The 15,096-nt window shown below is 43.6% G+C and carries 7 protein-coding genes; 5 read left to right on the plus strand and 2 right to left on the minus strand.

Features of this window, described 5'->3' with window-relative positions; genetic code table 11:
- The first annotated feature begins 159 nt into the window (after positions 1-159).
- Genes AB4Z17_RS06975 through AB4Z17_RS06990 form a run of 4 tightly spaced genes read left to right on the plus strand, consistent with a single transcriptional unit; the run spans position 160 to position 5,105 of the window.
- Entirely contained in the window at positions 160-981 is an 822-nt protein-coding gene (locus AB4Z17_RS06975) for a hypothetical protein (RefSeq protein WP_441912849.1), read from the plus strand.
- Complete coding sequence (locus AB4Z17_RS06980; protein WP_441958920.1) at positions 978-1,553, plus strand: hypothetical protein; 576 nt, start codon at positions 978-980, stop codon at positions 1,551-1,553. Before AB4Z17_RS06975 ends, AB4Z17_RS06980 begins: the two co-directional genes overlap by 4 nt.
- 17 nt (positions 1,554-1,570) lie before the next feature.
- Positions 1,571-3,313 (plus strand): ABC transporter ATP-binding protein, encoded by a 1,743-nt coding sequence (locus tag AB4Z17_RS06985; protein WP_441958922.1) that lies wholly within the window; start codon positions 1,571-1,573, stop codon positions 3,311-3,313.
- A 10-nt stretch (positions 3,314-3,323) separates the two neighbouring features.
- Positions 3,324-5,105, plus strand: a complete 1,782-nt coding sequence (locus AB4Z17_RS06990; protein WP_441958924.1) for an ABC transporter ATP-binding protein — start codon at positions 3,324-3,326, stop codon at positions 5,103-5,105.
- 156 nt (positions 5,106-5,261) lie between these two features.
- On the opposite strand, the gene AB4Z17_RS06995 is transcribed toward AB4Z17_RS06990, so the two are convergent.
- Positions 5,262-5,765 carry a DinB family protein gene (locus AB4Z17_RS06995; protein WP_441958926.1) on the minus strand — a complete coding sequence of 168 codons (504 nt, stop codon included), beginning with the start codon at positions 5,763-5,765 and terminating at the stop codon, positions 5,262-5,264.
- Positions 5,766-5,845: 80 nt separating this feature from the next.
- Positions 5,846-6,790: a helix-turn-helix transcriptional regulator gene (locus tag AB4Z17_RS07000; protein WP_441958928.1), complete on the minus strand. Its 945-nt coding sequence runs from the start codon at positions 6,788-6,790 to the stop codon at positions 5,846-5,848.
- 982 nt (positions 6,791-7,772) lie between these two features.
- On the opposite strand from AB4Z17_RS07000, the gene AB4Z17_RS07005 reads away from it, so the two are divergent.
- Complete coding sequence (locus tag AB4Z17_RS07005) at positions 7,773-15,017, plus strand: 5'-nucleotidase C-terminal domain-containing protein (RefSeq protein ID WP_441958930.1); 7,245 nt, start codon at positions 7,773-7,775, stop codon at positions 15,015-15,017.
- Positions 15,018-15,096 lie beyond the last annotated feature (79 nt).

The following is a 15,096-nucleotide window of genomic DNA, read 5'->3' on the forward strand; positions in this document are numbered from 1 at the left end:
TTCATAGGCTACACCTCTGACGTGTTCGATCGTTTAAATTTCATAAAGCGATGTTCAAAATAATCATATCATATTCGTTATAAAGAACAACCACTTATTTTAAAACCAATTATTATCTCTAGCACAAATAAGTGGTAATATGAACAGATGAGGAGAGGGGTGACAGGACTGAAAATTAAAATAAGATGGTATGTCGTCGTGTTTCTCATAACGGGAAGCTGGCTAGGAAACCTTTGGTATTTTCAGAGCATGCAGCTGAAGGAGGCGCTGTTTCTAAAGCATGACAGCACCATAAATGGGAGCACTGGTGAAATACTTGATTTTACATTTTTTGAAAATAAACAAGCAACTAATAAAGTAAGCAGCATTCAAATAGAAGAACTGCCGGAATTCCGATTTCAAATTTATAAAAGCAACATACATACTCATCAATCTGAGATGCGAGCTTCTGGACAATTGATGCCAGATGTTATCAATGAGGATAGGAAAATACCGTTCACAATAAGAGAGATTACGGTGTATTACGAGAAAGGGCAGTCTAGAAAAGTTCCGATTGGTGAGATTAATGTCGAGTGGAATAAACGAGAAGGCATACTAGACTTTGCTTCGGGTGGCTCGTCCTCAAATGGCTCTGGAAGCTATAAGGTTTATGTAAGGAAAGCGGCTGTTTTGGAGAAGATTGAATATACGTTCAGCGATAAAGTGAAGCCATGGTTCAAGCTTGATCTATTAGGGAAGCCGCTTGAGTCGGTTGAATTCCCAATGAAGCTGTCGCAAAATGACTCGTTAGCATTTACATATCAATGGTCTATTCCGGAAAATGAGCCCGAAGCCTTCACGATGTTTAAGTCCAAAATCATTCTTCACTTCAAGCTGGAAGATGGACAGGAAATGATTGAGGATATTCCGATTAATCATAACCTTAATTTTAGTGAGCGGCAGCTGAAGCGTTTAGTCCGTTCGGGAGGTGAAATGCATTGAGCACCCCTTTCAGACGCGAGCTAAGGAGACTTGGCTGGGGCCTTGTTTTTGCAATGATAGATATAAGGATTGGATACTTTGATTTGCTGCCTGACATTATAGGTTACTTGATGGTTTTGTCAGCCCTGCAGCATCTGGGCTCCATACACCCGGCATATAAAAAAGCGAAGTACATTTCTATTGTTCTGATCATTCTTACTATTCCAGTTCTGTTTATCCAAACAAATGTAACGATTACGGAATTTTCGTCTATACCGCTGGCCGTCCATCTCTATTCGCAACTGCTGTTTATTCTTCACATTTTGATGGCGTATTGGATTTTTAATGGGCTTATTGAAATGCTGAAACAGGATGGGGCTTTTCAGTTGTTGGATACTGCGATTAGCCGCAGAAATACTTATTTGGTGTTCAACCTTTTAATGGTTATAATATATCCGTTCTTGTTGAATGTAGAAGATAGCTGGGTCATGCTGTTAATCGCTTTTGGAATATTGTTATTCATTATGGAGCTGCTATTTCTTCGATTGCCATTTCGAGTCTCAAATGTTAGAGAGAAAAGGTCGTTGAATTAGCGGAAAAGGGGGATCTCATGTCTTTTGTAAAACGGTTGCGATGGTTTTTTAAGGATAGATGGGGCAGCTATGCGCTTGCCATAGGCATTATGGCGTTAGTCAGCCTGCTCTCCACAATACCGCCTAATCTAATTGGACGAACGGTTGACAACATCCGCGATGGACAGTTGACTTCAGCTGGTTTAACGCAGACGGTGTTGACACTAGTTCTGCTTGCGTTATTTCTTTACGTCATGGTCTATATATGGATTACGACGCTGTTTGGCAATTCGGCGCTTATCGAGAAGGTGCTGAGAGGGAAGCTGCTCGCAAATTTAACAAGGATGACGCCTGCTTTCTTTCAGCGCAACAGCACGGGACAGCTGATGGCGCTCGCGACAAATGATGTACTCGCAATTGGCCAGACAGCGGGATACGGTGTAATGACGCTCGTCAATACGCTGGTAGGGGCATCGGTAGTCATCATTATGATGATTTCATTAGTCAGCTTTAAATTAATGATCGCAGCACTTATTCCGCTTCCGTTGCTGGCAGTCGTGATTAGCAAGCTGGGCAAAAAAGTAAGAACCCGCTTTCTGGACGCGCAGGCTTCCTTTGGGAAAATGAATGAACATGCGCTGGAATCGATTTCGGGCATACGCGTTATTCGCTCGTACGTGCAGGAAAACAATGATCTTGTTGCATTTGATCATGTGACCTCAGAGGTTATGAACAAAAATAAACGGGTTTCGATTCTGAATGCGATGTTCCAGCCGATTATCTCGTTAATTGTAGGTGTCAGTTATTCCATTGGAATAGGTTATGGCTCATATCTCGTATTCCAAGATGAGATTTCACTTGGTCAGCTCATTTCATTTAATATCTATTTGGGCATGCTCATTTGGCCAATGATTTCGTTTGGCGAGTTTATTAATGTGCTGCAGCGCGGCAGTGCTTCTGCTGATCGATTGGATTCGGCGTTAACGCAAAAGCCGGATCTTCAAGATTCAGATAAGCCTGTTGCCATTAAGGTGCCTACGCGCATTGAGATGAAGCAGCTCACCTTTACTTATCCTACGGCTAGCCAGCCTAGCTTGAACAATGTATCCTTTCAGCTTGAACGAGGCCAGACACTTGGAATCGTAGGGAAGACGGGGAGTGGAAAGAGTACGCTGCTTAAGCAGCTGCTGCGTCAATATCCGCTTGAAGCGGATCGTTTAATGATAGCGGGAGTTCCAGTTGAGCAAATTGAGATAGACCAGATGAGACGCTGGATTGCCTATGTGCCTCAGGAGCATCTGCTTCTCTCCAAGACCATTCGAGAAAATATTGCGCTAGGCAAGCCGAACGCAACGCTAGATGAAATCGCTCGAGCGGTTCAAATGGCTTCTTTTACAGAAGATATTGCACAAATGCCAGAAGGACTTGAAACGGTCGTTGGGGAAAATGGTGTCATGCTCTCAGGCGGACAAAAACAGCGGCTGGCGATTGCGCGGGCATTGCTCGTTGATTCCGAAATATTGCTGCTCGATGATTCACTTTCGGCTGTTGATGCACGGACGGAAAGTCGAATTCTTCACCATATCCGTTTGGAGCGTGAAGGAAAGACGACATTTATTACGACTCATCGCCTATCAGCGGTTAGCCACGCGGACTGGATACTTGTGCTGAATGAGGGCCGAATCATCGAAGAAGGCACTCATGAAGAGCTGATGCTGTTTGGCGGCTGGTACAAGGAACAATGGGAACGGCAGCAAATGGAAGCTAGCTTGGAAGAATAGGAGGCTTAGAATGCCAAAACAATCAACGGCGAGAAGACTATTCGCATATGCTCTCGTCTATAAGTTTAGAATTATCGGCGCCCTGCTTATTCTGTGCTGCGCAGTAGGTGCTGAGCTCGGCGGACCTTTTATTATAAAAACGATAATCGACAAGCATTTATCCGTCGGCGGTAATGATATCATGCCAGTTCTCGGGCTGCTGGGCGTCTATATGGGGCTGCTGCTTGTTGCAAGCATTAGCAATTTCTCGCAATCCTATATTTTGCAGACGACGGCGCTTCGCATTATCAAAAATATGCGTATGGATTTAATGAGCCATATTCAGCGAATTCCGCTGCGCTACTTCGATAATACGCCGATCGGGCAAATTGTATCGAGAATTGCGAACGACACAGAGGCGGTCAGGGATTTATTCATGAGCTTCATGGCGACCTTTGTTGTCAGCTTCGTACAGCTGCTCGGTATTTTTACTGCTTTGTTTATTTTGGATGTGCGGCTAGCGATGTTTTGCTTGTTATTGCCGCCGCTCTTCGCGATCATTATGGTCATTCATTTAAAATACTCAAAGAAATACATTACAATTATGCGCGCACGTCTCAGCGACATGAATGCGATGATCAACGAATCGATTGTCGTTATGCCGATTATTCAAGCCTTTCGCCGCGAGAAGGTGACGCTCGAAGAGTTTGAGGTGCTGAACGAGGATCGTTACATTAACCAGATCAAACAGTTTAGAGTTTTCTCTTTGTCTTCAAGAAACATTGTGGGCACCATTGGGAGCTTGGTAACAGCGATGGTTATTTGGTACTTTGGGCGTGCTTCACTGGAAACAGCAATTCTTTACGGCGTGTTTTATGCTTTTATTGATTATTTGGGTCGTATTTTTCAGCCGATTATCGGTATCTTCGATCAATTGACGAATGCACAGCGTGCATTTGTTTCTGCGGAGAAGGTATTTGCGATATTGGACATGGAAGGCATGGAGGTCGAAGAGGTAGCTCAGGTGAAACGTCCGGATGGTATCGTGAAATTCGATAACATTACGTTTGCATATAAAGAGGGCGAAAACGTTCTGAAGCAAATTTCATTCGAAGCGCGCAGGGGAGAGACGGTTGCATTAGTCGGTCATACCGGTTCGGGCAAAAGCTCGATCATGAATCTGCTGCTTGGCTTTTATGAGCCTGATCAAGGGAACATTACGATTGATGGACGTAATATAGCGACGTATTCGAAGCAGGAGCTGCGCAAGCATATGGGCATTGTGCTGCAAGATCCGTACTTGTTCGCAGGCGACATTAAATTCAACGTCAGCCTGTACAACAAGGACATCACAATAGATCGCGTGAAAAGCGTGCTGAAGGATGTTGGGGCGGCAACTTTTGTAGAGCAGCTGCCTGGCGGTTATGATGAGCCAGTGGTTGAGCGCGGCAGTACGTTGTCTTCGGGACAGCGGCAGCTTATCTCTTTCGCTAGAGCTTTAGCCTTCGATCCTTCTATTCTAATATTGGATGAGGCGACAGCCAGCATCGACAGTGAGACGGAGGGGCTGATTCAGCAAGCCTTGAAGGTGGTCAGTGAAGGCAGGACAACACTAATTATCGCTCATCGCTTGTCCACCATTCGAGAGGCGAATCAGATTCTCGTCTTGCATCGCGGTGAAATCGTGGAGCGCGGCAATCATGATGCTTTAATGGCGCTGCGAGGCAGATATTATAAAATGTATCAACTGCAGAAAGGCGAGAAAGTATCGACTGAGCCGTCCGCTGTTACGATGGAAACACAAGGACGATAGAAGTTTACTTTTAACGCTTAGAATAGGAATGAGAATAGCGGCAGCCATGGAATTATTCCGAGGCTGCCGCTGCTATGTTATGACCTTATAGAGTCATACAATTTAAAGCGTGTGCTGATTTAGTTGAACTCGGCTTCATTTATGTGATCTTTTGTATCACTTCTTAGACTGCGGCTGAAGTAGAAACTCTTCTACTTGCTTGCGATGATGCTCGTCATGCTGGATAAAATCAAAAATTAAATATCCGATCGAATAGGGAGCTTTCGTTTGCGGACAATGTGTATTTCCGTGTACAGTGATAGGATGAAAAAATTGCTGCTCAGTCATTTCGGTTAATTTTTGCACAAGTTTTTGTCTTGTCTCAATCGCTTGATTTAAAATTTCAGATGGCAATATGCCCGATAATGCGTAAGCCGAGGAGGCAGCATTATATTCATCGTGGTTCGGGAATTCAACATTGCTGTGTTTTTCAGCTTCGGGCAGTACGCTTGTTATGAAATATTGATCCCATCTGTCTAAATGGGCAATGATTTCTGTGGCGGACCATTTGTCCTCCTTGATCGGATTAAGCCATGTCGGTTCAGGTGTGATATGGGATAAGGATGAATACCACGGCGCTAAGCTGCCAAACTGTTGAATAAGTTCATTTTGTTTAATCATATAATCCTCCTACAATCAGATATAACTGAATTGTAGAACATAAACCACGACAACTGCCTGTCATCGTTTCGTTCCTTTTTTTAGCTGTAAAGCCGCCATATATTTTTCGCTCTATCTCGGATGATATCCCTCACATATATCGGCTCAATTACTTCCACGGTATCCCCGTAGCTCAAAATCATGCCATATACCCATTCATCCTCAGGATAAACGATTTCAACAAACATTGTACCGTCGTTCTCGCAGCGAATGATTCCTTCTTGAAAAGAATCTTCGACTCTCACCTTAACGCTAGGTTGAAAACGCATCACCAAATGCACCGTCTTCGTATTCATTTTCCATTCGGCTTCAATGGCTGCAGCGTCATAAGCGGCGATTTCTCGGTCAAAGATTTCAGATATGGCAGCTAGTTTTCGCATTCTCGATAGTCGATAAAGCTTTGTTATATTTTTGTCTCTGCAATAGCCATACAAATACCAATGGAACCCTTTATGAACGACGGAAGCCGGCTCCACGACAGCTTTAGCTGAGCAGCCTTGTGAGTTGGTGTAGTCAAAGGTTACGACCATTTTCTTCTGAATGGCCTGTCGAAGGAGAGTTGTTTTTTTCTTCTCCTCCTCATTGCAGCCCCATGAGGACAAATCAATAATCCATTGTTCCAGTGCTTTATCCGTATAATGAATATCGCTTTTTTTCAATAGGGCTCGCATCTTCTCCAGCGTGCGGGCAACATCAAGATCATCCGAATGGCTTTGCAGCCCTTTTAGTCCCGTCATTACGGAAACGAGCTCATCTCTAGTGAGAACCTGATGGCTTAGGCGGTAGCCCTCCATAATTTCAAAACCTCCGAGCAGCCCCGGAAATGAAAGGATGGGGATGCCTGCCATATTAATGGCTTCCATATCCCTCTGAATCGTTCGGTTTGAGACTTCAAACTTTTGGGACAAAACCGAAGCGCTTGTTCTGCCATGGTTCAATAAATAAATGATAACAGCGAGCAATCGTTCTATTTTCAAAGTAATCACCTGTGTTTGTGGATTTATTGTAGAGAGTGGTGCTTGTTGGGGTTTGGGGCGGCTGGCTTTGATGAATATAGGAGCAACGAGCAGTTTCTGAATGCTATTGGATCCAGAAGCAACGAGCGTAAACTGAATTCTAACGAACCTATATGCTGCTATTTGCAATATCAGGTCCAAAATAAATTCTAACGAACTCAGAAAACCTTATATGCGTAAAAAAGAGCTCATTTACATCAATTGAGGTCTAATAAGGCTCCCTAGGTTCGTTAGAACTAAAAAGGTAGCATTTTAAAGCAAATAACATGTCTGGTGTTCGTTAGTTTTCAGTTGCAATGATCAATTGCTCATCCTTGCATTTCCCGCTTGTTTGATAAGTCCTGACTTTGTTTTTGAGTCCTATGAATATCGTATCTTTCGACATATTAATAGGAGTTTCGTAGAGAAATTAGAAGGGCAACACATCTCTAGGCACGCTTAAGTATTTGAAAATATTGTAACATTAAGCATGAATATACGGAAAGAACCACTTCGGCATATCTAAAATAGACAAAATGAACCATTAAAGTCACATATCAAGTTATGTATATGGTACTTAAAACGCAATTTCATTCTGTTTAAAACAAATCCTTCTACCAATTGACAGAAAAAATGTTCCGTTGTATACTCTCCATAAAGTATTGTGTTAGTTTACATCACATTAATAAGTAGATGGTTTATAAACTTTGGGCCCGAAGTTAAATTCCCCTTCCTTCATCAATGCAAATAGTCTGTTCACGGATGTTATGCATGTTTTTGGAGTAAGGGGATTTTTTATTGCCAGCTATGAACAAATGTGCATGTTTACGAGAACTTAATTTCATTTTGATGTTGTGATTACACTTTGTAGCTAATCTAATTGTTGGGTAAACTATTTTATTCATTAATGGTTGTGGAGAGGGGAAAATGTAGGATGCACAAATTGGTCATACGAATACAAAGAAAAGCTTGCATGCTGTTAGCGGCTCTTCTTTTGGTTGGAGGTACGCTCGGCAGCTTAGGTGCGCCGGTTCAGGCGTCGCCTGCAGGAGATAATATCGTTATTTCACAAGTGTATGGCGGTGGGGGAAACGGAACTGGCTCGACGTTTAAGCAGGATTTTATTGAGCTTTACAACCCAACGAATCATGACATTTCATTGGATGGAATGAAATTGTTTTACGGATCGGCATCTTCGAAAGTGGGGGTATGGCCGGATAGTTTCATGCAATTAAAAGATATTAAGGTTGGAGCTGGAAAATATTATTTAGTTCAACAGTCTGCGGGTACAGATGTTAATGCCCCTAACCTGCCTAGTCCGGATGATACTGGCACCCTTGCCTTGGGAGCAGCGGGAGGAAAGGTAAAGCTAGTAGATAGTAAAAATAATATCATCGATTTGGTTGGTTATGGTACCAGCGTTGAATTTGAAGGCGCAGGTCCTGCTGGTACTTCACTTACTAATGTTACAGCAGTGATTCGTAAAGGCAATCGCGCTCAGGACACTGATAACAATAAAGCGGATTTCGAAGTGGGCACTCCTGACCCGCGCAACTCCACATACGGTGTTGTCGCTGTTGATGTTGAAGCAGTAACGCCAGACGTGAACGAAGGAGCTGTACTTCCGGGTACAATCATTAAGCTCTCGACGCCAACAGTTGGCGCCAGCGTTTACTACAGTGTATATGGAGCAGGTGATGCACAAGTCGCTCCAGAGGACTTTACATGGTATCAACCGAATGTAACAGAAATCAAAATTAATGCGCCTACAACGGTTCATACTTATGCCAAAAAAGAAGGTTTTCCAAATAGTGCTTTGCGTGAATATTCTTATACGATCTCTACACTAGTGACTATCGCACAAGCACGTGCGGCTGCACTTGGTACAAGCGTAACTCTTAGTGGTGTTGTAACACACCGAGCGGATTCAGGCGCTTTTGTAAATCTTTTCGTACAGGATCAAAACGGAGGCATTATTGTTAGAGTTCCAAGCAGCGTCTCGGCACAGCCGGGGGACGTCATTGAGGCTTTTGGCAAGCTGACTGAATTTTCGGGATTGCTTCAATTGGAGGCATCTGCTGAAAATGCAAAAGTAACGGGTTCTGCTCCTATTCCAGATCAGATCGTTGTTGATTCTTCGAGCTTTGGCAAAACGACTGAAAATCGCAACAAATTCGAAGGTCGTTTGGTTCAAGTCAAAAATATTAAAGTTGAAAGTGTTGCCAGCGGCGTTGTTACAGCTACGGATGCTGTGAATGGCGGCAAAGTTATTATTTATTCTTCCGATGCTTCGTTTGTGGCAGGTAAAACCTTCGAGCAGGTTACTGGCGTTATGACGTTCCATTCCAGTGTAGGATTGGAATTATTGCCACGTAATACACTTGATATTGTGGAGAAAAAGTTGGCTGTTCAAGCGAGCACTCCGTCAGGGGGCATTAACGCAGGAGGATCTGTATCGCTAAGCTCACTAGTTCCGGGTGGTGTGATTCGTTACACGACAGACGGAACTGTTCCTACAGCTACTACAGGAACGCTTTATACGAAAGCCATTGTCGTAAATGCGGATATGGTCATTAAAGCGGTTGTGACAGCTGGTGGAGTGACAGGCGATGTATCGACATTTACGTATAAAGTATTAGAAAATACGAATGGTATTGCCATTCATACAATTCAAGGTGAGACGCATAAATCGATCTATACCAATGTAAAGGTTTCGAATGTTACTGGTATTATTACTTCGGTCAGTGCGAATTCCTTCTACATGCAGGCACCTGATGGGGAGCAGGATGAGAATCCGAATACGTCTGAGGCTATTCAGGTGTACAAGCCAGCACATGGTCTAGCTGTTAAGGATGGAGTATCAGTCACAGGTACTGTAGAGGAATTTGGAAACAGTCCATCTTTGACTGTAACGCAAATCAATGCAGCAACAATCACTAAGGTATCGAGCAATAACCAGCTTCCTACAGCTACATTGGTAGGAACAGGCGGCAGAATCATTCCTAACCTGATCGATACCGACAGCTTTAGCAAGTTCAACCCAGAGAACGATGCAATTGATTTCTTCGAGAGTTTGGAGAGCATGCTCGTTGAAGTGAAAAATCCAACGATTACTGGACCTTACGCGAATGCGGTAACTCCAATTACGTTTGATAATGGTGCCAACAATCCAGTGAAAACCGCTGTAGGCGGAATTGTATTGCAAGGAAATGGTTTGTCTGCTATTGATAGCAGCTTGAACCCGCAGAAGCTGTATGTTGGCGGATCAAAGCCAGCTGGTGCAGAAATTAAAACTGGAGATGCTTTTAACGGCAATATCGTTGGCGTAATTCAATACGCTGGTGATCTGTATAAGCTGATGCCTACACAAGCTTTGCCAACTATCGTACGCAGCGCAAACGTCCAGAAGGTAACGAATATTGTACCTAACCMGGACAAGCTGACGATTGCTACATTTAATGTGGAAAACTTCAGCGCAGATCAAACCGCTAAAGCTGCAAAAATTGCTTCAATTATTGTAACGAATATGAAGCAGCCAGACATTATCGGTTTAATGGAAGTACAAGACAACGACGGTGAAAAGGATACCGAAAATACGGATGCTGACCAAAGCTTCAAAACGCTGATTGATGCGATTAAAGCAAAAGGCGGACCTACGTATTCTTATACAGACATCGCTCCTGAGAGAAATAAAGATGGCGGCGCTCCTGGCGGTAATATCCGAGTAGGCTTCTTATATCAAGCCGAACGTGTAACACTTGCTCAAGGAACGAAAGGCGATTACAAATCAACAATTAAAGTAAACGGAATTGGCGGCTTAACGCAAAATCCTGGTCGTATTGGCTCTGATGACGCTTCAACATTTGCTTCATCTCGTAAACCGCTTGTAGCAGAATTTATGTTCCAAGGAAAACGAGTTGTTGCGATTGCGAACCATCTGAATTCAAAAGGTGGAGACGGCAAGCCTTGGGGTGATGTTCAGCCGGTTGTTCGCAGCAGCGAAGTGCAGCGCGCGAAGCAAGCGGAAGCTGTTAATAGCTTCGTGAAGGAATTGACAACGAAAGACCCTGAAGCAAGTGTAGTCGTGTTAGGCGACTTTAACGATTTCCAATTCTCAGGCACATTGAACAAAATTAAAGGCAATGAATTAACAAATCTTGTTGATACGCTGCCAGTTTCAGAGCGTTACTCGTATATCTATGACGGTAATTCACAAACGCTTGATCACATCCTCGTGGATAAAGCGAATGGGACAACAGCAGAAATCGACGTGGTTCACGTCAATGCAGATTTCTCTACAGAACAGGGCAGAGTAAGCGATCATGATCCGCTTCTTGCGCAGCTGGATCTGTCTTCTAAAAAAGCGGCTGAGTTTGCGATGACGCTCATGCATACGAATGATACACATGCGAATTTGGCGAATGTTGCAAAGAGAGTTACTGCAGTTCAGCAGGTTCGAAATGAAACAGTTAATTCACTCCTTCTTGATGCTGGCGATGTATTCTCGGGCACTTTGTATTTTAATAAATACTTAGGCCAGGCAGATTTAACGTTTATGAATTTGATGAAATACAATGCTATGGTTTTCGGTAATCATGAGTTTGACAAAGAATTATCGGTGCTGGCAGATTTTGTGAAAAAAGCAAAATTCCCATTTGTTAGCTCCAACATTGATTTCAGCAAGGAGCCTGCACTTAACGGATTATTATCCGAGCAAGCGGCTGGTGAAGCGGCTCAGGATGGAAAGATTTATAATTCACTTATTCTTGAAGTAGGCGAGGACAAGACGAAAGTCGGCGTAATTGGCTTAACTACAGAGGATACGAAGTTTCTTGCGTCTCCGGGACCAAATATCATATTTAATGATTATATCGCTAAAGCGAAAGAAACCGTCAAAATGCTGCAAGATCAAGGCATCAACAAAATCATTGCTTTGACTCATCTTGGTCATGCATTCGATCTTCAATTGGCTGAGCAAGTAGCTGGAATTGATGTTATCGTAGGAGGTCACAGCCATACGAAAGTAGACGCTCCTAAGGTAGTCAAGACACATGGAGAGCCAACGCTAGTTGTACAGGCGGAGGAGTATAACAAATATTTGGGACGCTTGGATCTCAAATTCAATCAAGCAGGCGTACTGACTAAATGGGATGGCAAACTGCTCGATATTGCAACATTTGCTCCAGATCCGGTAGCGACTGAATTGCTTGATCCATACACAAAGGGTATTGAAGCTATTAAACAACAGGTTATTGGTAAAACGAATGTATTTTTAGATGGTGGCAACCCTTCTGGTCGTGTTGCGGAAGTCAATCTTGGAAACATAATGACAGATGGAATGGTTTCTAAAGTGAAAAGCTTTGTTGACAGCAATCCTGATTTAAAGAAATTGGATGTAAAAGGATTCGTGGGGATTCAAAATGGTGGCGGAATTCGTAAACCTATTCCGCTGAAAGCTATAGGCAAAGCGGATGGTGACATTACACTAGGTGAGCTTTTGGAAGTTATGCCATTCGGCAATAATCTTACATCACTTCGTATGACGGGTCAGGAAATTGTGGATGCGTTAGAGAATGGTGTAAGCGGCATTGAAACGGTTCAAGGTCGATTCCCACAAGTATCTGGCATGCGTTACTACTATGATTCCAAGAAGCAGCCGGAAGTACTAGATGCGAATGGACAGCTTGTAACTGCGGGTAAGCGTATAGCAAAGGTAGAAATTAAGAACGCTGACGGCAGCTACAGTGCTATTGATCTGAATGCTTATTATTTTGTAGCAACAAATTCTTTTATGGCTAATGGCGGAGACTTCTACCGCTCCATGAAGAAAGCGAAAGATGATGGTCGTCAGTATGAGATGAACATCGTTGACTACGAGGTGTTTATCGAATACCTTACGAAAATAGGCACTATCAATATGGGGTTAGAAGGCCGTATTACAGATCTAAAAGGCGAGCCGCTTCCAGGTGACAACGATCCATTTAAGCTAACGATTATGCATGTGAACGACACGCATGCTCACCTTGATTCGATTGCAAAACGTTTTACAGCGATTAAGGAAATTCGTGCAGAAGTAAAAGACTCTATCTTGCTAGATGCAGGTGATGTGTTCTCAGGAACGCTGTATTTCAACAAATATCTTGGTCAAGCGGACTTGGCGTTTATGAATAAGTTTGGTTATGACGCGATGGTATTCGGAAACCACGAATTCGATAAAGGTCCATCCGTACTTGCTGATTTTATTAAAAAAGCGGAGTTCCCGTTTGTAAGCTCAAATATCGACTTCAGCAAGGAACCTGCAATGAACGGACTTGTGTCTGAGCAGGCAATCGGTAAACCAGCTGCGAAAGGTAAAATTTATGACGCGATCATATTGGATGAAGGCGGGCAAAAGATCGGCGTATTCGGCTTAACAACGGAGGACACAAAATTCCTTGCATCGCCAGGAGATAATATTGTATTCGAGGATTATATTAAGAAAGCTGAAGAAACGGTCAAAATGCTCGAAAAAGAAGGCATCAATAAGATTGTGGCATTGACGCATCTAGGAAATGAATTTGATAAAGTATTGGCTGAGAAGGTTACGGGCATCGACGTTATCGTCGGTGGACATAGCCACACGAAGGTTGACGCACCGCTTGTATATCATGCTACGGGAGAACCGACACTCGTTGTACAGGCAGAACAATATGGCAATTATTTGGGCCGTTTGGACCTCGAATTCAATAACAAAGGGATATTGACCGCATGGAATGGCAAGCTGCTTACAGTTAGCGGTTATGCAGCGGACCCGGAAGCTGTTGAAATGTTGAAGCCATACAGTGCGGGTGTTGCCGATATTCAGAAGCAAGTCATCGGTAAAACAAATGTGTTCCTGGATGGTGATCGTAATTCTGTACGGTCAAAAGAAACCAACTTAGGAAACTTGATCACAGACGGTATGGTCTCCAAAGTAAAAAGCTTCGTAAACAGCAACGAGGCATTAAAGCAATTGGATGTAAAAGGTTATGTTGGCATTCAGAATGGCGGAGGTATTCGCGAATCAATTAAGAAAACCGCTGAGGGTAAAGTAGATGGAGACATCTCGATGGGCGAATTGCTTACGGTGATGCCTTTCGGAAACAACCTTACGGCGCTTCGTATGACAGGCCAAGAAATTATTGCTGCGCTTGAGAACGGTGTAAGTGGAATCAAAACCGGAGAAGGCCGCTTCCCGCAAGTATCGGGCATGCGCTTCTACTACGATTCTAATAAGAACCCTGAAATATTGGATGCAGACGGAAAGCTTAAGCAGGCTGGCGAACGCATTACGAAGGTTGAAATCAAAAACGCAGACGGCAGCTACAGCGCAATTGATTTGAATGCTTATTATTTTGTAGCAACAAACTCATTTATGGCTAATGGCGGCGATTTCTATCGCTCGATGAAGCAAGCCAAAGATGCTGGACGTCAGCACGAAATGAACATTGTTGACTACGAGGTATTCTTGGAGTATATCAATCAACTAGGTACGATTAATGCAACGACAGAAGGACGCATTGTTGATGTGAATGTTGTAGTTCCGACACCTACTCCAACACCAACAACACCGCCGGTGACAACACCGACGCCGACACCAACGCCAACACCGACGACACCGCCGGTGACGACACCAACGCCGACACCATCCATCACATTTAGTGATGTACGCGGCCACTGGGCGGCAGATGCTATTGCGAAGGCAGTGGAAATTGGGTTTGTTAATGGGTATGGAGACGGCACGTTCCACCCTGGAGACACAGCAACAAGAGCACAATTTATTACAATGGTAGGCAGGGCGCTGAAGCTTGAATCGTCGACAAGCAAGCTGGACTTTGCAGATGCAGATAAAGTTCCTGCATGGGCACGCTCCTTCTTTGCACAGCTTATTGAAGATAAGGTCATTGCAGGCTACGAGGATAATACGCTTCGACCATCAAGTGAATTAACAAGAACGGAAATGACCGTAATTCTTGTTCGCGCACTAGGCATTAAAGTTGATCCGAAGGCGAAGCCGACGTTTGCTGATTTGAGTGACATCCCTGTATGGGCACGTCCTTATATCGCTGCGGCACAAGCCGAAGGACTAGTAGCAGGCATGGGCGGCAATAAATTTGCACCTAAGAAAAATGCAACAAGAGCAGATGTGGTTACACTGATTTTGTCCGCACTAGAGTATGAAGGAAGAAACGGAATTTAATTAAGCAAAAGCGTCCCATTCCACTTGTTAAGAGTGGGGTGGGACGTTTTTTTTAGTAAGATTTGTTGTTTTCATACAA

Origin of the sequence: Paenibacillus sp. TAF43_2, from assembly GCF_052113545.1 — a bacterium.
In the GTDB taxonomy this organism is placed as follows: domain Bacteria; phylum Bacillota; class Bacilli; order Paenibacillales; family Paenibacillaceae; genus Pristimantibacillus.